This is a genomic window from Azonexus sp. IMCC34842 (genome assembly GCF_050368855.1).
GTDB lineage: Bacteria > Pseudomonadota > Gammaproteobacteria > Burkholderiales > Rhodocyclaceae > Azonexus > Azonexus denitrificans_A.
On record NZ_CP178449.1, the window covers coordinates 2,565,511 to 2,585,957 of the forward strand.

Below are 20,447 nucleotides of genomic sequence, written 5' to 3' on the forward strand. Positions count from 1 at the left end.
CTCTTTCATACATAAGTCATTCACCGCGTAGCCGCATAAAGCTGGCAAACCGAGGCAAACCACGGGTGGTGAGATCGCGATAGCGGTAGGTCACTTCGCTACCGATGGCCGGCGGATTGCGTCGCTGCTCGTTAGTGAACCCGGTCCCGAGCGAAAATTCACGGCCATCCGCACTACGCACAAGCAAGGCACCAAGCATTCCAGCGTACTTGCCCTTGCCCGGCAAATGCCCGATGACTACAGCCTCGGCATCGTTCCATGGCTTGAGTTTGAGCAAGGTATCGCTGCGCCCGGTTTCATAAGCGGCGTCGGCGCGATGCAGCATCAAGCCCTCACCACCGCCCTGAACGATACTCGTCAGGCGCTTTTGCAGACTGGCACGGTCGACCACGTCGAATTGCTCAATCTCCTGGAGCCACCGCACGTTAGCCTGGCGGACCAGTTGCGAAATGGCTGCGGCGCGCTCGCGAAACGAACCTTGCGCCCCCGGCAATTCGAAAATCATATAACGCACAGAGCGCCATTCCGCATCGTCTGGCTGCTCGCGCCGAACAATGCCGGACAGCGCCTCGAAGCGGCCGCGCCCGAGCCATAGTTCGCCGTCGAGCGGCCCTTTCGGCAGGCCGGCGATAAACCAGTCCGGCGCCTTGATGTCCCGGCCACTGCGAAAACGCAACCGCTCACCATCCCAGATCGCCCGAACACCATCAAGCTTTTCGCTGACCAGATAGCGGGTCACGTCAATCTGGTCTCGATAGACCTCGGCCAGCAGGATAGCCGGTGCTTCTGCTACGGCCATCACCGGCATCGCCAGCACCACACCGAGCAGCAAGGCGCGTAGCAGGCCTGACATCAGCTCTCACCGGCCCAGTTACGCCGCGCCTGCCGGGCGATGCCGAAGACTTCCTCCAAACGTTCGCCGTCGTTCTGGGCCAGCGCCAGCCGGAGTTCGTCGAGTTGCGCTCGGTAGCTATCAAGTTCGCCGAGCAACGCCTCGCGGTTGGCGAGACAGATATCCCGCCACATTTCCGGATGGCTCGCGGCGATCCGGGTGAAGTCGCGGAATCCCGAGGCGGCAAAAGTGAAGAACAGGTCGGCATCGGCCCGCACGGCCAGATCGTGCACCAGCGCATAGGACAGCAGATGCGGCAGATGGCTGACCGCGGCAAATACCCGGTCGTGCGCCTCCGGCGTCAGCTCGTAAATATCGGCACCGCATAGCGACCAGGCGCGCTTGATGCGGTCGAGTGAGTCGTCACTGTTTTCAGGCAACGGGGTGACGACCACCTTCTTGCCCTGATACAGATCCCAGCGCGCCGCCGCTGGGCCGCTGTTTTCTGCGCCAGCAATCGGATGGGCCGGGACAAACTGATTGATCCGCTTGCCGAAAGCGACACGGGCGGCGGCAACGACATCGCCCTTGGTCGATCCGCCATCGGTGACGATGGTGTGCGGACCGAGATAGGGTTCGATGCGTGAAAAGATCTCCGGCATCTGCGCGACCGGCGTCGCGACCAGCACGATGTCGGCTTCTTCGATTTCATGCGTCGGGTTGATCCCGGCCCGGTCGATCACTCCGAGTTGCTGGGCGGCCCGAAGTGTCGCCGGAGTCCGCCCGAAGCCGACCACCTCTTCCACCGCACCGGCTTCCTTGAGGGCCAGCGCGAAAGAACCGCCAATCAGGCCGGTGCCGAAAACGACAACCTTGCCGAACTCGGGCGAATGGGCAGTCATTTAAAGCGCCTTCTCCAGCGCCTCCAGGAAGCGGGCGTTCTCCGGCTCCGAACCAATCGTCACCCGCAGCCAGTCAGGCAGGCCATAGCCGCCAATCGGGCGGATGATGACGCCCTGCTTGAGCAGCTTCTGGTTGATCGCCGCCGCATCCGCAATCTTGAAGGTAACGAAGTTGCCATGTGACGGGATATGTTCGAGGCCAAGACGCTTCAAGCCGGCCACCAGTTGTTCCATGCCGCGCCGGTTGAGTTCGTAGCTTTCGGCAACGAACAGGTGGTCATCGAGAGCTGCGACAGCCGCTGCGAGAGCCAGGTTGTTCACGTTGAATGGCTGGCGAATACGGTTCATCAGATCGGCAACCGCGACGGAAGCCAGCGCATAACCAACGCGCAACCCGGCCAAGCCAAAAATCTTCGAGAAGGTCCGGAGCACCACCAGATTCGGAAAATCCATGATCCAGCCGGCGGTATCGACACGCTCGGCGGGCGGCAGATATTCGTTGTAGGCCTCGTCAAGGACAACGACTACGTCTGACGGCACGGCTTCAAGGAAAGCACGCAGTTCGGGATAAGGCAGAAAAGTGCCGGTTGGATTGTTCGGGTTGGCAATCCAGATGATGCGTGTATCCGGCCGGATGGCGGCACGCATTGCGTCCAGATCATGGCCATAATTCTTGGCTGGCGTCGAAATCAACTCTGCACCAGTCGACAGCGTGGCCAGCGGGTACACCGCGAAGGCATACTGGGCGAAAACCGCGGAGCGACCGGGCGCCAAAAAGACGCGGGCGATCAGATCGAGCACGTCGTTCGAACCGTTGCCGAGGACCACTTGATTCTGGGCCACGCCAGTCCGCTCGGCGACGGCGCGAATCAGGTCGAACTGATCCGGGTAGCGCTCGATACCGCCGATCGCCGCCTCGACGGCCTTCTTCGCCTTCGGGCTCATGCCCAGCGGATTCTCGTTGGAGGCCAGCTTGACGATCTTCTCGACCGGAATGCCCATTTCGCGGGCCAGTTCGGTGATCGGCTTGCCCGGTTGATAGGGCGAAATGGCGCGCACGTAGGACAGTGCTTGCTCGACAGGGCTCATCGCAATTCCTCAGTAAACAGCTGCCGGGTAGGACCCGAGAATTTTCAGATAGGCGGCATGGCCGGCCAATTCGTCGAGGGCCGCCTTGATCGCTGGCTCGTCGCGGTGACCTTCGATATCGACGTAGAAAACGTATTGCCACAGGGCGTTGCGCGCCGGCCGCGACTCCAGGCGGGACATCGAGACGCCGGCATGCGACAGGGGCAGCAACAACTCGTGCAGGGCGCCGGTACGATTCGGCGCCGACATGACCAGCGAGGTCTTGTCCCGGCCGGACGGACCGGCATCGTGCTTGCCGAGAACCAGAAAACGCGTCGTGTTGTTCGGCTCGTCCTCGATATTCTCGACCAGCTTGGGCAGCTTGAAGCGCTCGGCTGCCGCTACGCCGGCGATCGCCGCAACGCCCGGCTCGTCTGCCGCCATCTGCGCGGCCAGCGAGTTGCTGGCCACCGAAATACGCGGAATGCCCGGCAGGTTGTGATTCAGCCATTCGTGGCACTGCGCCAGGGACTGGGCATGCGAATAAACCTTGCTGATCTTGCCCAGATCGCTTTCGTTGGACAACAGGTTCTGGTGAATGCGCAGCACCACTTCGCCGCAGATTTTCAATTGCGTGCCGAGCAACAGGTCCATAGTCCGACCGACCGCGCCTTCGGTCGAGTTCTCCACCGGTACCACGGCATAGTGGGCGTGACCCGATTCGACTTCGCGGAAGACATCGTCAATCGACGACTGCGGCAACAGGCGCGCGGCATGCCCGAAATGTTTGGTCGCCGCACTGCCGGTAAAGGAGCCGAGCGGGCCGAGAAAAGAGATACCGAGCGGCTCTTCCAGCGACAGGCAGGCCGACATCACCTCGCGGAAGAAGAAAGTGATGTTTTCCCCGGGCAACGGGCCGGGATTGCTCTCCTGCAAGCGGCGCAGCACCTGCGCCTCACGCTCCGGACGGTAGATATGGCCGGCTTCGCCGTGTTCCGCCTTGATCTCACCGACCTTCTGGGCGCAACGCGCCCGGGCATTCAGCAGGCGGAGCAGTTCGGCATCGATGCCGTCGATTTCGGCACGGACGCCAGCCAGGGCCTTTTGCAGATCGTCACTCATCGCCACTTACCCGTTGCGTTTGGCGAAATCGTTCATGAAATCGACCAGGACCTGCACACCTTCCAGCGAAACGGCGTTGTAGATCGAGGCCCGCATGCCGCCAACCGACTTGTGGCCCTTCAGCGAAACCAGCCCGGCCGCCTTCGATTCGGCGAGGAAGGCAGCATCGAGTTCGGCATCGGCCAGCGTGAAGGGCACATTCATCCGCGAGCGGCAGTCGGGATCGACCGGGTTATGGTAGAAACCGCCGGACTCGTCGATACAGCCATACAAGATGCGGGCTTTTTCGGCGTTCACCGCCGCAATGCCCGGCATGCCGCCCTGCCGCTTCAGCCACTGGAACACCAGGCCGGCAATATAGATCCCGTAGGTCGGCGGCGTATTCAGCATCGAGCCGTTTTCCGCCATCACTGCGTAGTCCATCACCGTCGGGATGGTCAACGGCGCCATGCCGAGCAGTTCTTCGCGCATGACGACCAGCGTCAGACCGGACGGGCCGATATTCTTCTGCGCGCCAGCGTAGATCAGGCCGAATTTCTCGACATTGACCGGCCGCGACAAGATATGCGAGGACATGTCGGCAACCAGAGGCACGCCGGTATCGGCGATGCGCTCGGCGGGAATCTCAACGCCATGGATGGTTTCATTGGTGCAGACGTGCAGGTAGGCGGCGAAGGGATCGAGCTTGATCTCCTCGGCCGTCGGCAGACCGGTAAAACCGCTGCTCTCGGTCGTCGCCGCACAGCGCACCGTACCGATGCGCTGGGCTTCCTTGAGGGCCTTCTTCGACCACGACCCGGTCACGATATAGTCGGCCGAACGCCCGGCCAGCAGGTTCATCGGGATCTGGGCGAACTGCTGCGTCGCGCCGCCCTGCAGGAAGAGCACCTTGTAATTGGCGGGAATACCCAGCAAGTCGCGCAGGTCGGCTTCGGCCTGTTCGAGGATACCGGTGAATTCCTTGCCGCGATGGCTCATTTCCATGACGCTGCAACCCGCGCCATGCCAATCGAGCAATTCGGCCTGCGCCTGCCGCAGCACTTCTTCCGGCAGCGCGGCAGGGCCGGCGCTGAAATTCCAGACCCGACTCATCATTCCTCCCCGGCGGCCTCACCGGCCGCTTCGCCATTTCCCTCGACGCTGTCGGAACCTGCCGCATCACCGCTGGCTTCAATGTTTTCCACTTCACCGTCAACTTCGCCGACGGATTCGACAACCTTTTCCAGACCTGCCAGCTTTTCGCCGGTATCGAGCGAAATCAGCGTGACGCCCTGGGTCGCCCGGCCCATGCCGCGAATCTCGGCAACCCGGGTGCGAATCAGCACGCCACCGGTGGTGATCAGCATGATCTCGTCTTCGTCGTTAACCAGCTTGGCGCCAACCACGATGCCGTTACGCTCGCTGTCGGCAATGGCGCGCACGCCCTGGGTGCCGCGTCCGGAATGGCGGAAATCGGCCAGCACGGTGCGCTTGCCGTAACCGTTCTCGGTCGCGACCAACACGGTCTGTTGATCGCTTTCGGCGACCAGCAGCGAAATCACCGACTGCCCGGCCTGTAGCTTCATACCACGTACCCCACGGGCGCCACGGCCCATCGGGCGGACATCTTCCTCGTCGAACCAGACAGCCTTGCCGGCATTCGAAACGAGCACGATATCGCTGCTGCCGGAGGTCAGTTCGACGCCGATCAGGTAATCGCCTTCGTCCAGCGCCACGGCGATGATGCCGGCCTTGCGCGGGTTGGAGTAATCGGACAGCGGTGTCTTCTTGACGGTACCCATGACGGTAGCCATGAAGACGTATTGGTCGTCGGAGAATTCCTTGACCGGCAGTACGGCATTGATCCGCTCACCCTCTTCCAGCGGGAAGAGATTGACGATCGGCTTGCCGCGGCTGTTGCGACTGCCCTGCGGCGCTTCATAGACCTTGAGCCAATAACAGCGGCCACGGTTCGAGAAACACAGGATGTAATCGTGGGTGTTGGCAACGAACAGGTGATCGACGAAATCCTCGTCCTTGATCGCCGCCGCCTGCTTGCCGCGACCGCCCCGGCGCTGGGCGCGGTAATCGGCCAGCGGCTGGGCCTTGACGTAGCCACCATGGGACAGCGTCACCACCATGTCCTGCGGCGTAATGAAGTCCTCGATACCCAATTCCTGCGTATGCAACACGATCTCGGAGCGGCGCTCGTCGCCGAACTGCTCACGGACTGCCGTCAGTTCGGTAACGATGATTTCGGTAATGCGGGCCGGCTTGGCCAGGATGTCGAGCAGATCGAGGATCTTGGCCATCACATCCTTGTACTCGCTGACGATCTTGTCCTGCTCCAGTCCGGTCAGGCGCTGCAGGCGCAGCTCGAGAATGGCCTGGGCCTGGGCATCGGAGAGGCGATAGCCTTGTTCCGAGAGACCGAATTCCGGGGCCAGGCCATCCGGACGCGAGGCATCCGACGAGGCACGCACCAGCATCTCCTCGACCACGGCACTGCGCCACTGACGGCCCATCAGGCCAACCTTGGCATCGGCCGGGGTCGGCGCCGCCTTGATCAGGGCGATGATTTCATCGACATTGGACAACGCGACGGCCAGACCTTCGAGGATGTGACCCCGTTCGCGCGCCTTGCGCAACTCGAACACGGTACGCCGCGTCACCACTTCGCGGCGATGCGACAGGAAGCATTCGAGCATCTGCTTCAGGTTGAGCAGGCGGGGCTGGCCGTCGACCAGCGCCACCATGTTCATGCCGAAGGTGTCCTGCAACTGCGTCTGCTTGTACAGGTTGTTGAGGATGACCTCGCCGACCTCACCGCGCTTCAGTTCGATGACGACGCGCATGCCCGATTTGTCGGACTCATCGCGGATATCGGAGATACCCTCGATCTTCTTCTCATTGACCAGCTCGGCGATCTTCTCGATCAGCGATTTCTTGTTAACCTGGTAGGGGATCTCGTCGACGATCAGCGCTTGGCGGCCATTGCCCTTTTCCATGTCCTCAAAGTGCGTACGCGCCCGCATGATGACGCGGCCGCGGCCGGTCCGGTAGCCTTCGCGGACGCCCATGACGCCGTAAATCAACGCCGCCGTCGGGAAGTCCGGCGCCGGGATGTACTCGATCAGATCATCGATGCTGATCGCCGGATTTTCGAGCAGGGCCAGACAGCCGGCGACCACCTCGTTCAGGTTGTGCGGCGGAATATTGGTCGCCATGCCAACCGCGATACCGGAGGAACCGTTGATCAGCAGATTGGGGATGCGCGCCGGCATGACCAGCGGCTCGTGCTCGGAACCGTCGTAGTTCGGCCCAAAATCGACCGTTTCCTTGTCCAGATCTTCGAGCAACTGGTGGCCGATCTTGGCCATGCGCACTTCGGTGTAACGCATCGCCGCCGCGCTGTCGCCATCGACCGAACCGAAGTTGCCCTGACCATCGACCAGCATGTAGCGCAGCGAGAAATCCTGCGCCATCCGGACGATCGTTTCATAGACCGCGGAGTCGCCGTGCGGGTGGTACTTACCGATCACATCGCCGACGATACGGGCCGATTTCTTGTAAGCCTTGTTCCAGTCGTTATTCAGCTCGTGCATTGCGAACAATACGCGGCGATGCACCGGCTTCAGGCCGTCGCGCGCGTCGGGCAGGGCCCGGCCGACGATCACGCTCATCGCGTAATCAAGATAGGAACGCCGCATCTCGTCTTCGAGGCTGATCGGCAGTGTTTCTTTGGCGAATTGATCCATGTCTCACATTCGCACCGCTTGCGCGATGCCTGATTGGTTGAATTGAGCGTAATTTGCTATTTTAACACGCCACCATCACCGGATAGACGCCGTTTCATGACATCAAAACCCGAAGATATCGACCTTCTGATCGAAGCCCGCTGGATCGCTGCAGTCGACCCCGACGTGGTGCTAAAAAACCACGCCGTGGCCGTCCGCGACGGGAGAATTCTCGATGTCTTGCCAAGCAATCAGGCGCGTACGCGCTACCAGACAAAAGAGCGCGTCACACTGGATGAACACATCCTGATTCCCGGCCTGGTCAATCTGCACACCCACGCCGCGATGACCCTGATGCGCGGACTGGCCGACGACCTGCCGCTGATGGAATGGCTGCAGAAACATATCTGGCCGGCCGAAGCCGAGCACCTGTCGGCACAATTTGTCCACGACGGCACCTGGCTCGCCTGCGCCGAAATGCTCAGGGGCGGCATCACCTGTTTCAACGACATGTACTTCTATCCCGAGGCCGCGGCAGCAGCCGCCTCGCAACTCGGCATGCGCGCCATGCTCGGCATCACCACGCTGGAGTTTCCGACCCCCTACGCCAGCGACGCCGACGATTACATCAACAAAGGCCTGGCTGTTCGCGAAACCTGGCGCGACAACCCGCTGATCGGCTTCTGCCTGGCCCCCCATGCGCCTTACACCGTTTCCGATGCGACATTCGAACGGGTGCTGACCCTCTCCGAACAACTGAACCTGCCGATTCATTGCCACATTCACGAAACCCGCCACGAACTTGAGGAGAGCCAACAACAGCACCGGCAAACCCCGATCGAACGCCTGCATCGCCTGGGCTTGCTTGGCCCGGGCTTTATCGGCGTGCACGGTGTACACCTGACGAAAAGCGAACTCGAACTGATCGCCGCCACCGGCGGCCACATCGCCCACTGCCCGACCTCCAATCTGAAATTAGCGAGCGGCTTTGCGCCTGTGGTGCGAATGCGACAACTTGGCATCAACGTTGGCCTCGGCACCGATGGCGCAGCCAGCAACAACCGCCTCGATCTCTTCGGTGAAATGCGTCTAGCATCACTACTTGCCAAAGGAACCAGCGGCGACGCATCGGCACTGCCGGCCCGCGAAGTCTTGCGTATGGCGACCCTGAATGGCGCCATTGCGCTCGGCCTGGGCCATCAGATTGGCTCGATCACCCCGGGCAAGGCCGCCGACCTGTGCGCGGTGAGCCTGGGCACCCTGGAAACCAAGCCCTGCTTCGACCCGGTGTCACACCTCGTGCATGTCGCCGGCCGAGAATCGGTCAGTCACGTCTGGGTTGCCGGAAAGTGTTGCGTAGACCACAAATGTTTAGCGAACAGCAAGCAAAATGACTTGGATTCGGCAATTGCCCTATGGCAAAATAGGCTGGAATTCCGCTTGGAGCCGTAGTTTCAAACTCTGGCGCGGGTTAAAAGTTTCCAAATTTTCTTCAACGAGGGAAAACAATGATCAAGAATATCGCCAAGAAATCACTGGTTCTGGCACTGCTGGCCGGTATCGGCTTCGGTGCTGCTGTTGCACAGGCACAAGAGCGCGTTTATGTCATCGACCAGCGCGATGTCGTCGCCAAGAGCGGCTTCGGCCTGTGCTGGCGTACCGGCTACTGGACCCCGGCTGCCGCTGCCAAGGACGCCGCCGGTTGCGAATGCGACAAGGACCTGCTGCCGAAGGAAGCCTGCGAACCGAAGACCAGCGCTGCAACCGGCGCCGCTCCGGCGAAGACCGGCATCGTTGGCGAAAAGGTCACCGTCGCCGCTGACGCCCTGTTCGACTTCAACAAGGCTGTGCTGCGTCCGGAAGGCAAAGCCAAGCTCGACGAACTGGTCTCCAAGGCCAAGGCGATCAAGCTCGAAGTGATCCTGGCCGTCGGCCATACCGACCGCATCGGTGGCGACGCCTACAACCAGAAGCTGTCCGAGAAGCGCGCTGCCGCGGTCAAGGAATACCTGGTTGCCAAGGGTATCGAAGCCAACCGTGTTTACACCGAAGGCAAGGGCGAAAAGCAACCGGTCACCGGCAACAAGTGCAAGGGCGAGAAGAAGTCCAAGGCGCTGATCGATTGCCTGCAACCGGATCGTCGCGTTGATATCGAAGTCATCGGCACCAAGTAATCAGCCGACGCTTCAACGAAAAGCCCTGCTTCGGCAGGGCTTTTTCTTTTCCTTTCCGAATTGATACAGACCATGCTCAACGCCGACCCTGCCGAACTGGAAAAATTTGGTGATCTCGCCCACCGCTGGTGGGATCCAAGCAGCGAATTCAAACCGCTGCATGACATCAACCCGCTACGCCTCGACTGGATCGATCGCCATGTCGGACTGGCCGGCAAGCGCGTGCTCGACGTTGGCTGCGGTGGCGGCCTGCTATCGGAAGGGATGGCGGTGCGCGGCGCCGACGTAACCGGCATCGATCTGTCGGAAAAGCCGCTCGGCGTTGCCAAACTGCATTTGCTGGAAAGCGGCCAGAAGGTCGATTACCGCAAGGTCGCAGCCGAACAGCTGGCCGAGGAAATGCCGGAGGCTTTTGATGCCGTGACCTGCCTGGAAATGCTCGAACACGTGCCGAATCCGTCGAGCATCGTCAGCGCCTGCGCCCGGCTGGTCAAACCCGGTGGCCAGGTATTCTTCTCAACGCTGAATCGCAACCCGAAATCCTACCTGTTCGCCGTGGTCGGCGCCGAATACGTACTGAAGATGCTGCCCAAGGGCACGCACGACTACGCCAAGTTCATCAAGCCGTCCGAACTCGCCCGCTGGGCGAAAATGGCCGGCCTGGAACCGGAAGAAGTGATCGGCATGAGCTACAACCTGCTCAGTCAGCGCTACACGCTTGGCCAGGACAGCAGTGTCAATTACCTGATGCGCACAACCCGAAATGTATGAAGCCGTTCTTTTCGACCTTGACGGAACGCTAGCCGACACCGCGCCGGATCTCGGCGGCACGGTCAACGTCCTGCTACGCGAAGAAGGCCGGCCGCAACAGCCGCTGGAAACGCTCCGGCCGTGGGTCTCGCAAGGGGTGCGCGGGCTGCTCCAGGCCGGCTTTGGCATCGACAGCGCCGATCCGGACTACGAACGGCTGACGCAGCGCTTTCTCGATGTCTACGCCAAGCGGCTGTGCGCCGAAACCCGCCTGTTCGATGGCGTTCCGGAATTGCTCGATGCGCTGGAAAGCATGGGGCTTGGCTGGGGCATCGTGACCAACAAGCGGATGCGCTTTACCGATCCGCTGGTCGAGTTGCTGGATCTGGCCCAGCGCACGCCGTGCGTCGTCAGCGGCGATACGACAGCGGCAGCCAAGCCGTCGCCGTTGCCGGTGTTGCATGCCTGCACGCTGCTGCGCTGCGCCCCCGAGCGGACGCTGTATGTCGGCGACGACCGGCGCGATATCGAGGCCGGCCGCGCCGCCGGCTGCCTGACCGTCGCCGTATCCTACGGCTACCTCGGCGACAGCGGCCCGCTGGACACCTGGGGAGCTGATCTGATCATCAACCACCCGGCCGAATTGACGGCCTTTCTCGCTAGCCGAGTCGGGCCGAAATAAGCAGATTGCGGGGCGTCAGCCGGCGCTCGCAAAAACTGCCGATATCCACCGCATAGCCGCGCTCTTCCAGGAATACGCCAAGATCGAGGCCCAGCCAGATTTCCAGGGCACGGCGAAAGGCATGGCGGACAATCGACAGCCGCATTACTTCCCGTTGCCGCTGCCAGCCCGCCGCCTCGAACGCCGCGACTTTCCCTGCGGCAAGCGCCGGCAAGCCTTCGCGGCAATTCATCCAGGCCAGGAAATCGGCAAAGCTGCCACGCACCCACGATTCGGGAACCGGTTTGAAATTCTTGTAGGTATCGCCGCTCACCGTCCGCCGGTAGCTATCGAAACCAAGCTTCCAGGCGATTGCCCGGTCACGCTGGCGCGTTTCGCGGGGCGCCGCGGTGACCGATTCGGTGACGGCCAGGCGTGTGTCGTCACGCAGCAGGACCAGCCGGAGCCCGCCCGAAAGCGGTTGATAGCGCTCCGCCACACCCCGGTAGTAGCAGCAGGGCGCGATATCGAAACGTGCCACCTGTGCCTCGACCCCCTGCGTGATCAGACGCCGGTGCAGATCACCGCAGGCATGCAGCGCAACGGCGTGCTGGCCGGCTACTGGCACGTTTGCGGCGGTCAGGGCATCGGCCACGACAAATTCGTGCGCCAACCCTCCCCGCCGGGCCAGCGCTTCACCTTCACTGCACAGCACCGGGTCGATCTCCAGCGTCTGTACCGGCATCTGCCACTGCTGCGCCAGCAAGCGCCCGAGATGCCCCTTGCCACCACACCAGTCGAGTACCGGCCGGCCGCAACAGCGGGCAGCAGCGGCAAAAGCTTCGATCTGCTGCAGCTTACGTCCGGGGATTTCGCGAGCCCAATGCGGGCCGTAGTCGGTCAGGGCGGCGCCCGGCCGCGCCGGCACGTCGACCAGCGCGGCAACGGCCGCCACCTCGGGCAGATGACGGGCGAGCAGGGTCAGCGCCGCCGCGCCATCATCGTTCAGGTGCACGACGGCTTCGTCGGACAGGGCGAGCAGTTCGGCAGTCAAAGCCGGCCATTGCCGGCACCACGCCGGACGGATTTCGCGAAAGGGCTGGGGGTGCCAGAGTGCATGGAAATTCAGCAACAAGGCATCGAGTTGGCGCTGCCGGTCGAGCAGCCTCACTTAACGGCGGACCGCCGCTCGCGCCGGCGGTAACCAACGACGGCCGGAATCAAGGCGAGGGCCAGAATGATAACGCCTACGGCAAGCGGCCAGAGCACCGGACGGTTCCAGGCGCGGCGGGCGGCAGTGCGTTCAGCGGCATCGATCCGTTGATACTTCAGGATGTTGTTGCCGACATCGTTCGGCTTGCGGTTCTTCAACCAGCGATGACCGAGGGTATAGCTCTTCGGGTGAAAGCCGAAGACCCAGGGTGCGTCGTGGTGCAGGATGCGATTCATCTGGCGGATGATGGCCAGCCGTTCCGGCGTGTTCTCCATGTTCTTCATCCGGACAAACAGCCGATCGAATTCCGGATTGGCGTAATTGGAGGAATTCTCGCCGCCCTTGCCGACCCGCGACTCCTCGCCGTGCAACAGGAAGAAGAAGTTCTCCGGGTCCGGATAGTCGGCATTCCAGCCGAGGTAATAAAGCTGGACATTGCCCTTGCGGATCTTGTCCTGAAAGCGGTTGAAGTCGGTCGAGCGAACGACGAGCTGAATGTCGATCTTGGCAAATTGCCGGGTCAGCCAGTCGAGACGGGACTTTTCGCCCGTACCGCCACCGGTGGTATCGAGATTGACGACCAGCGGTTCGCCGGTTTTGGCCTCGCGGCCGTTCGGGTAGCCCGCCTCGCTCATCAGCTTTTTCGCCACCTCGACCGATTTGCGCTTCGCCTTGCCATCGACCCAGTCATAGACCGCGCTGTCGATGCCGGCTTCGCCGTCGTCGTAGCCGAAGATGCCCGGCGGCAGCGGGCTCTGCGCGGCGATGCCGCGCCCGTTGGAGAATATCGAGATGAACTCCTCCTGATCGATGGCGATCGATATGGCCTGGCGGAGCTTGGCCGACCGCTCGTTCAGCCCGCCAAGCACCGGGTCGAGCAGGTTGAAGCCCATGTAGAAAATCGAGGTCTTGACCGAGGTCAGCAGACGGATGCCCTTGTCGCGCATTTCGTCGGAGAGCGCCACGTCGCCGCCAACATTGACGCGCACGGCCTGGTCGAAGCTGTCCGAGGAAATGCCGGAAGCGTCGAAAAAGCCTTGCAGGAACTTGTTCCAGTAGGGAATCGTTTCCTTTTCCCGGGTAAATACCGCCTGTTCGATGAACGGCAAGGGTTTGCCGCAATCGGCCAGCAGGCCGGCCTCGGCATCACCCGCCTCGCCTTCACAGGGATAGCTCTGACCATGGAAGTTGGGGTTGCGCGACAGCACCATGCGGCGGTTGGGGTCGTTCTCGGAGAGCATGAACGGCCCGGTGCCGACCGGCCACCAGTCGAGCGTCAGGTTTTTGGCGGGCATGCCCGGCTGGGCAAAAAAGCGGTCGACCTCGCGCGGTACCGGGGCGAAGAACGGCATGGCCAGCCAGTAGAGGAACTGCGGATACTTGCCCTTGATGCGGATGCGCCAGGTGTGGGCATCGACTTTTTCAATGCCGGAGAGCGGATAGGCATCGAGGTCCAGCCAGGCATTGGCCGGCATATCCTTGGCCGCCTGCTGCAAGGCGCCACCCAGTTCCTTCAGCCCGACGATCTTGTCGGCCATCATGCCGAAAATTGGCGAATGCAGGCGCGGATGGGCCAGGCGCTTGATCTGGTAGATGTAATCGTCGGCGGTCAGTTCGCGACTGCCGGTAGCCGGAAAATCGGCGATCACCTGCCGCCCGTCGGCCACCTTTTCGCCGAGATAGCGCGGCTGCCCTGACGCATCGAGCGCGAAGGCCGGATGCGGCTGGTAACGAATGCCCGGCTTCAGTTTCAGTTCATAAACACTCTCGGCAATCTGCTCCACCGGCGCCTGGGCCGAAAGCTCGCGCCCTTTGCTGTCGTAGAAGCGGGGCACGGGAACCTGTTCCAGCGTCGCGGGAATCAATTCGTAGGGGCGCTTCAGATAGTGGTATTGCAGCGGCGGTTCGTAGATCTGCGCGGTAAAGGTGATTTCGTCTTCGGAATAGGACTGGGCCGGATCGAGATGCTTCGGACGATCGGTAAATGCGGTGTACAGGATGTTGCGTTCACTCTCCGCCGCCGGATAGGGATCGTTCCACGACTGGCCACAGCCGGCCAGGGCACTGATGCAGACGAGATAGGCGCAAATTTTTCGCATGGCCTGCAGTTTAGCAAAACACCGGTTGACCGCCGCGCAGCGATTTGCTGACAATGGCTTCAACCAAACGACCAAGAGGCAGTCACATGCTCGACAGCAAAATCCCCGACTTCTCCCTGCCGGCCACCAGTGGCCAAACCTTCAATCTTGCGGCGCAAGCCGGCAAGGTCGTCGTGATTTATTTTTACCCGAAGGACAGTACGCCGGGCTGCACCACCGAAGGCCAGCAATTCCGCGATCTGCACGACCAGTTTGCCGCGGCGAACGCGGTGATTCTCGGCATTTCCCGCGACAGCGTGAAATCGCATGAGAACTTCAAGGCCAAGCAGAGCTTCCCGTTCGAACTCGGCTCCGATGCCGACGAAGCGGTGTGCACGCTGTTCGACGTCATGAAAATGAAAAACATGTATGGCAAACAGGTGCGCGGTGTCGAACGCAGCACCTTCGTCATCGACCGCAGCGGCGTCTTGCGCCGCGCCTGGCGGGGCGTCAAGGTGCCCGGCCATGCCCAGGAAGTTCTCGATTTCGTAAAAACCCTCTAAACCCAACCCAAGGCCCATTCCATGCCGCGCAAGCCCGCCGCCGCCAAGAAGCCCGCAGTTACCAAACTTTTCGTCCTCGACACCAACGTGCTGATGCACGACCCGAGCAGTCTTTTCCGCTTCGAGGAACACGACGTCTTCCTGCCGATCATGACGCTGGAAGAACTCGACAACAACAAGAAGGGCATGTCGGAAATTGCCCGCAACGCGCGCCAGACCTCGCGCATGCTCGACGAGTTGCTGGCCGAAAACGGCGACGACATCGATGAGGGCATCGATCTCTACGGCCCCTCCAGCAAGCTGGCCAGCGGCCGTCTCTACCTGCAGACCGAGGCGATCAGCAGCGAACTGCCGCAAGGCCTGCCGACCTCGAAGGTGGATAACCAGATCCTGTCGGTGGTCATCCACCTCCAGAAGAAATTCCCGAAGCGCCCGGTCATCCTGGTGTCGAAAGACATCAACATGCGCATCAAGTCGCGCGCCCTCAACCTGCTGGCCGAGGACTACTTCAACGACAAGGTGCTGGAGGATACCGACATCCTCTACACCGGCACCCGCGCCCTGCCCGAAAACTTCTGGACCAAGCACGGCAAGGGCATGGAGTCGTGGAAGAAGGAGTCGAAGACCTATTACCGCGTCACCGGCCCGCTCTGCCAGCAGATGCTGGTCAACGAGTGCGTCTGGCTGGAGAGCGAAAACTTTACCGCCATCGTCAAGGAAACCGCCGGCAAGAGCGCGGTGCTGGAAACGCTGGTCGATTACACGCATCCGAAAAATGCCGTGTGGGGCATCACGGCGCGCAATCGCGAACAGAATTTCGCGATGAACCTGCTGATGAATCCGGATATCGATTTCGTCACCCTGCTCGGCCAGGCCGGCACCGGCAAAACGCTGCTGACGCTGGCCGCCGGGCTGACCCAGGTGCTCGAGAGCAAGCAGTTCGCCGAAATCATCATGACCCGCGCCACCGTCCCGGTCGGCGAGGATATCGGCTTCCTGCCCGGTACCGAGGAAGAAAAGATGGCGCCCTGGATGGGCGCCCTCGAAGACAATCTCGACGTCCTGACCCATACCGACGAAGCGAGCAGCGGCGCCTATGGCGGCGACTGGGGCAAGGCGGCGACGCACGACATCATCCGCTCGCGGATCAAGGTCAAGTCGATGAACTTCATGCGCGGCCGGACTTTCCTGAAGAAATACCTGATCATCGATGAGGCCCAGAACCTGACGCCGAAGCAGATGAAGACGCTGGTCACCCGGGCCGGCCCGGGCACCAAGGTGATCTGCCTGGGCAATATCGCGCAGATCGATACGCCCTACCTGACCGAAGGCAGTTCCGGCCTGACCTATGTCGTCGATCGCTTCAAGGGCTGGGCTCATTCCGGTCACATCACGTTACAACGTGGCGAGCGTTCCCGCTTGGCCGACCACGCGGCCGAAGTGCTATAATCCGCCGCAATTAAGCAAAGGGGCCGTGTCTGTGACACGGCCTTTTCGTTTCAGCCACGGGTTGTTTCTGCCGGAGGAAATTCTTGAAACGTCGCGACTTTCTAACATCTGTTGCCGCCCTCTCATTGTTCGCCTCGGAAGCTTCGGCCGCCAAGGCGCGCCCCAAGCCGGCCCCGGCCAAAAAAGCGGCGACTGCCGCAAAAGGCAAAAAGCCGGCAGCCGGTACCGCCAGGAATGTCTACCGCAAGCAGCCGGTATCGAGCCCGCCGCCCGGTCCGGTCGTGCATACCGCCGACGATTCGGTGGTCGAGAAGCCGCCGGTCGGCACGTCGGCCTCCCGTCTGCCGCCGGTCAAGGCGCCCGAACCGCCGAGCGAATGGCGGACCTACGAGATCACCACGACGGTCAATCTCAAAGCCAGCGGCGGCATCAGCAGGCTATGGCTGCCGCTGCCCTTGAATCAGGACACGCTGTTCCAGCGCACGCTGGGTCATTCGTGGGAAGGCAATCCGGGCAACTCCAGCATGCGGCGCTTGCCGGATGGCGACCTCGAGGTCTTCCAGTGCGAATGGCGCGATGGCGTCGACGGCAAGCTGCAGTTCAAGACCGTGGTGACGACGGCCGACCGCCATTTCGATGTCACCAAGCGGACGGTCGCCCCCGAGCGCAACGACATCCTGCGCCGCAATCTGCAGGCCTCGCAACTGATTCCCAACGACGGCCTGGCCTTCCAGCTCGGCGAGCGACTGATCGGGCGAATCAAGGACCCGGTGGCGCAAGCGAAAATGATCTACGAGTGGGTGGTGGACAACACCACCTATGATCCGTCGCTGCCCGGCGGCGGCACCGGCGACATTCGCCGGCAATTCATCAATGGGCAGTACGGCGGCCGCTCGGCCGACATCAATGGTTTGTTCGTCAGTCTCTGTCGGGCCATCGGCATTCCGGCCCGTTGCGTCTACGGCCTGCGTGTCGCCCAGTCCCGCCTGTTCCGCAGCCTCGGCCTGGCCGGCGACAATGCGACGCGCGGCCAGCATGTCCGGGCCGAATTCTACGTGCCCGGTTACGGCTGGATCCCGGTCGACCCGAGCGATGTCCGGCGGGCCATCGCCATCGAAGGATTATCGGATCGCGACAGCAAGTTGCTGTCCTTGAAGAAAATCCTCTTTGGCGTCTGGGAGATGAACTGGATCGCCTTCAATGTCGGCACCGACGTCACCTTGCCCGGCCAGAACGCACCGATTCCCTTCCTGCTGCTGCCGCAACTTGAATCGCCGAAAGGCCGTTTCGATGGCAGCGATCCGACCGCCATCCAGTACTCCATCAGCGCCAAACAGGTCGAAATCTAAGGCAACGCGCCGGCGATCAAATCGGTGACAGCAGAGCGACGATCCGTCCCGGCTCGATGCGCACCGATTTGAGCAGCCAGCTCGCCGCCTGCTCCTCGGACGTCCCGTCCTCGCGCAAGACATAGACTGGCTTGGCGCGCAAGTAGCTGGCGATCAACTGAGTCACCGCTTGCCGGGCCAGCGGTTCGCTCTCCCGGGAAAGGGCTGGCGACTGTACCGCCTCGACCACCGGGCTGGTCAGGAAGAAGGCTTTGCTCCGGTCGTCGTAGCGCAGACCGGCCCGGGCGACGACGTCGACCGGTATCGGGCTGTTGCCGAGCCAGACGACATCCATGCGCGCCGTGATCCCGGCCCGGCCGTCCGGGCTGTCCAGTGAAATTTTCGGCGGGTCTTTCAATGACACTGTTATCACGCCGCCATAGCTTTTCTGCAGCGGGCCGCTCCTGAGCAGCGCCGCCTGGATCTCCGCTTCGGAGATGACGACTTCGCGCCCAAACAACCCGGCCCCCCAGGCTGAAAAGCAGGTCAACAAGGCCAGGACAAAAGCGGCGAATCGCGTCAAGTTGGGCACCTTTGTGTGATCAGTGCTGGCGAGCCAGCCAGGCCTCGAGGGCGCTGCGCTCGATGAAGGTTTCCAGCCGGTTGAGATTGCCCGGCAGCTGTTTGCCTTCCCACTGCTCCGTTGCCCAGCGCTTGATGTCGGCGTGCAACTCGCCGTGTTCGATGGCTTCGGCCAGCATCACCTCGGCGGCATGCGCCGAGCGCGTCGCCGACACCAGTTGCTGGGCGGCTTCCTGAAGATTCGGTTTCGAGTTGTGCGGCTGGTCGCTCATGGCTGACTCCATCGGGATCGCAGGCATTCAATTCTACGCCCTGCCACGGCGAGCCGCCGCGCATCGCACCCTACGCAATTCATCGTATTCCCCGCCGCCGGCCCGAACCCTAAGCTGACGCTGCACTGCACAAATTGCGGACGGACCCTTTGATGACCAAACTTTTGACTATTTTGCTGCTCTACGCCTGCACCCTGCCGGCCCATGCCGCGCTCGATGCGGCCCAGGTCCGCCAGCTGGCGGCTGACGACTCGACCGAGAAGGTGGCGGCCATCCGGCAGCTGACCCAGACTGCCGACCCGGATGCCGTCCGGGTGCTCAAGGCGATGGCCGCGGACAGCCTGTTCCTGGCCGGCGACCAGGCGGTGATCATCGATGGCGACCAGGCCTTCGATGCGGCCAGCGGCGTAGCGGTCAAGATGCCTGGCGCACCGGAGAGCATTACCGTCAACAACCGGATTCGTGGCGAACTGGCCGGGGCGCTGGCCGCGCTCAAGCTGTTCGATGCCGAGCGCGAAGTACGCCTGGCCTCGGCCCGCGAACTGCAAAGCAAGGTCAGCCCGGAGATGGCGCCGCTGCTGGCCAAGGCACTGGAAAAGGAAAGCGACCCCGAGATCACCGCGCTGCTCACCCTGGCCCACGCCCAGGCCAGCCTCGGCCATGCCGACCCGGCGGTCCGCCTGGCCGCAGTCAAGGCGCTGGCCGAAACCACCTCGCCGGCCATCAAGAGCGTGCTGCTGCCGCTCACCGACAAGGCCAGGGAGGCCGACGACAAGGTGCGCTATGAGGCGATCGCCGCGATCAAGGCGATCGACGGCCGCCTCGCCCTGGCCGAGAACCTCGGCCGGGTCTTCTCCGGCCTGTCGCTCGGCAGCATCCTGCTGCTCGGGGCGCTCGGCCTGGCCATCACCTACGGCGTGATGGGCATCATCAACATGGCGCACGGCGAACTGCTGATGGTCGGCGCCTATTCGGCCTACGCCATGCAGAGCGTCTTCCGCGCCTGGCTGCCGGATTACATCGACTGGTACCTGCCGGCCGCCATCCCGGTCGCCTTCTTCGCCGCCGCGCTGGTCGGCGTGGTGATGGAACGCACGGTGATCCGCTGGCTGTACGGCCGCACGCTGGAAACCCTGCTCGCCACCTGGGGCCTGTCGCTGGTGCTGATCCAGTCGGCGCGCATGCTGTTCGGCGCACAGAACGTCGAAGTCGCCAACCCGAGCTGGATGTCCGGCGGCATCGAACTGATGCCCAACCTGATCCTGCCGTGGAACCGCATCATCATCGTCGGCTTCGCGCTGTTCGTGCTGCTGCTGGTCTGGTTGCTGATGAACAAGACCCGGCTCGGCATGTTCGTCCGCGCCGTCACCCAGAACCGGGCGATGGCCGGCTGCGTCGGCGTGCCGACCGCACGGATCGACACCATGGCCTTCGCGCTCGGCGCCGGCATCGCCGGGCTGGGCGGGGTGGCGCTTTCGCAAATCTCCAATGTCGGACCGGACATGGGCCAGGGCTACATCGTCGATTCCTTCATGGTCGTCGTCGTCGGCGGCGTCGGCCAACTCGCCGGCGCGGTGTGGGCAGCGCTCGGCCTGGGCATCTTCAGCAAGCTGCTGGAGGGCTGGGCCGGGGCGGTCATCGCCAAGATCAGCATCCTCGTCGCCATCATCATCTTCATCCAGAAGCGTCCGCAGGGCATTTTCGCCCTCAAGGGCCGCTTCGTCGATAACTGAGAAA

General features: G+C 62.3%; 18 protein-coding genes. 8 read left to right on the plus strand and 10 right to left on the minus strand.

Features of this window, described 5'->3' with window-relative positions; translation table 11 throughout:
• Positions 1–16 precede the first annotated feature (16 nt).
• From ACLIKD_RS12175 to gyrA, 6 genes are read right to left on the minus strand one after another with little or no spacing between them, the layout of a single operon-like run.
• Positions 17–853 (minus strand): DNA ligase, encoded by an 837-nt coding sequence (locus tag ACLIKD_RS12175; RefSeq protein WP_428825270.1) that lies wholly within the window; start codon positions 851–853, stop codon positions 17–19.
• Positions 853–1,734 (minus strand): prephenate dehydrogenase, encoded by an 882-nt coding sequence (locus ACLIKD_RS12180; protein ID WP_226471197.1) that lies wholly within the window; start codon positions 1,732–1,734, stop codon positions 853–855. Before ACLIKD_RS12180 ends, ACLIKD_RS12175 begins: the two co-directional genes overlap by 1 nt.
• The gene (gene hisC, locus ACLIKD_RS12185; protein ID WP_428825271.1) at positions 1,735–2,823 is read right to left on the minus strand and encodes a histidinol-phosphate transaminase; all 1,089 of its coding nucleotides are present in this window, start codon (positions 2,821–2,823) and stop codon (positions 1,735–1,737) included.
• 9 nt (positions 2,824–2,832) lie between these two features.
• On the minus strand, positions 2,833–3,924 hold the full coding sequence (gene pheA, locus ACLIKD_RS12190) for a prephenate dehydratase (RefSeq protein ID WP_226416476.1): 1,092 nt from the start codon (positions 3,922–3,924) through the stop codon (positions 2,833–2,835).
• A 6-nt stretch (positions 3,925–3,930) separates the two neighbouring features.
• The gene (gene serC / locus ACLIKD_RS12195) at positions 3,931–5,016 is read right to left on the minus strand and encodes a 3-phosphoserine/phosphohydroxythreonine transaminase (RefSeq protein ID WP_428828338.1); all 1,086 of its coding nucleotides are present in this window, start codon (positions 5,014–5,016) and stop codon (positions 3,931–3,933) included.
• Positions 5,016–7,661, minus strand: coding sequence for a DNA gyrase subunit A (gene gyrA, locus ACLIKD_RS12200; RefSeq protein ID WP_428825272.1), 2,646 nt, complete (start codon positions 7,659–7,661; stop codon positions 5,016–5,018). Before gyrA ends, serC begins: the two co-directional genes overlap by 1 nt.
• 96 nt (positions 7,662–7,757) lie before the next feature.
• Between gyrA and ACLIKD_RS12205 the strand changes: the two genes are divergently transcribed.
• From ACLIKD_RS12205 to ACLIKD_RS12220, 4 genes are all read left to right on the plus strand, one after another.
• Positions 7,758–9,092: a TRZ/ATZ family hydrolase gene (locus tag ACLIKD_RS12205; protein WP_428825273.1), complete on the plus strand. Its 1,335-nt coding sequence runs from the start codon at positions 7,758–7,760 to the stop codon at positions 9,090–9,092.
• A gap of 56 nt (positions 9,093–9,148) precedes the next feature.
• Positions 9,149–9,814: an OmpA family protein gene (locus tag ACLIKD_RS12210; protein WP_226416480.1), complete on the plus strand. Its 666-nt coding sequence runs from the start codon at positions 9,149–9,151 to the stop codon at positions 9,812–9,814.
• A 72-nt stretch (positions 9,815–9,886) separates the two neighbouring features.
• Positions 9,887–10,585: a bifunctional 2-polyprenyl-6-hydroxyphenol methylase/3-demethylubiquinol 3-O-methyltransferase UbiG gene (ubiG, locus tag ACLIKD_RS12215; protein ID WP_428825274.1), complete on the plus strand. Its 699-nt coding sequence runs from the start codon at positions 9,887–9,889 to the stop codon at positions 10,583–10,585.
• Positions 10,578–11,246 carry an HAD family hydrolase gene (locus ACLIKD_RS12220; protein WP_428825275.1) on the plus strand — a complete coding sequence of 223 codons (669 nt, stop codon included), beginning with the start codon at positions 10,578–10,580 and terminating at the stop codon, positions 11,244–11,246. The genes ubiG and ACLIKD_RS12220 overlap by 8 nt, the downstream gene beginning before the upstream one ends.
• Here the strand turns inward: ACLIKD_RS12220 and ACLIKD_RS12225 are convergent.
• Together ACLIKD_RS12225 and ACLIKD_RS12230 are read right to left on the minus strand one after the other, a co-directional pair.
• Complete coding sequence (locus ACLIKD_RS12225; protein ID WP_428825276.1) at positions 11,224–12,396, minus strand: methyltransferase; 1,173 nt, start codon at positions 12,394–12,396, stop codon at positions 11,224–11,226. The genes ACLIKD_RS12220 and ACLIKD_RS12225 overlap by 23 nt on opposite strands.
• Positions 12,393–14,537: an ABC transporter substrate-binding protein gene (locus ACLIKD_RS12230; RefSeq protein ID WP_428825277.1), complete on the minus strand. Its 2,145-nt coding sequence runs from the start codon at positions 14,535–14,537 to the stop codon at positions 12,393–12,395. The genes ACLIKD_RS12225 and ACLIKD_RS12230 overlap by 4 nt, the downstream gene beginning before the upstream one ends.
• A gap of 86 nt (positions 14,538–14,623) precedes the next feature.
• On the opposite strand from ACLIKD_RS12230, the gene ACLIKD_RS12235 reads away from it, so the two are divergent.
• The 3 genes from ACLIKD_RS12235 to ACLIKD_RS12245 all read left to right on the plus strand — a co-directional run bounded on the left by ACLIKD_RS12235 (position 14,624) and on the right by ACLIKD_RS12245 (position 17,877).
• Complete coding sequence (locus tag ACLIKD_RS12235; RefSeq protein ID WP_428825278.1) at positions 14,624–15,079, plus strand: peroxiredoxin; 456 nt, start codon at positions 14,624–14,626, stop codon at positions 15,077–15,079.
• 21 nt (positions 15,080–15,100) lie between these two features.
• On the plus strand, positions 15,101–16,528 hold the full coding sequence (locus ACLIKD_RS12240) for a PhoH family protein (protein WP_226416486.1): 1,428 nt from the start codon (positions 15,101–15,103) through the stop codon (positions 16,526–16,528).
• A gap of 83 nt (positions 16,529–16,611) precedes the next feature.
• The gene (locus tag ACLIKD_RS12245) at positions 16,612–17,877 is read left to right on the plus strand and encodes a transglutaminase-like domain-containing protein (protein ID WP_428825279.1); all 1,266 of its coding nucleotides are present in this window, start codon (positions 16,612–16,614) and stop codon (positions 17,875–17,877) included.
• Positions 17,878–17,893: 16 nt separating this feature from the next.
• Here ACLIKD_RS12245 and ACLIKD_RS12250 read toward each other — a convergent pair whose 3' ends face one another.
• Positions 17,894–18,439, minus strand: a complete 546-nt coding sequence (locus tag ACLIKD_RS12250) for a DUF1439 domain-containing protein (protein ID WP_428825280.1) — start codon at positions 18,437–18,439, stop codon at positions 17,894–17,896.
• A gap of 19 nt (positions 18,440–18,458) precedes the next feature.
• The gene (locus tag ACLIKD_RS12255) at positions 18,459–18,710 is read right to left on the minus strand and encodes a hypothetical protein (protein ID WP_428825281.1); all 252 of its coding nucleotides are present in this window, start codon (positions 18,708–18,710) and stop codon (positions 18,459–18,461) included.
• Positions 18,711–18,862: 152 nt separating this feature from the next.
• Between ACLIKD_RS12255 and urtB the strand changes: the two genes are divergently transcribed.
• Entirely contained in the window at positions 18,863–20,443 is a 1,581-nt protein-coding gene (urtB, locus tag ACLIKD_RS12260) for an urea ABC transporter permease subunit UrtB (protein WP_428825282.1), read from the plus strand.
• Positions 20,444–20,447: the final 4 nt, after the last annotated feature.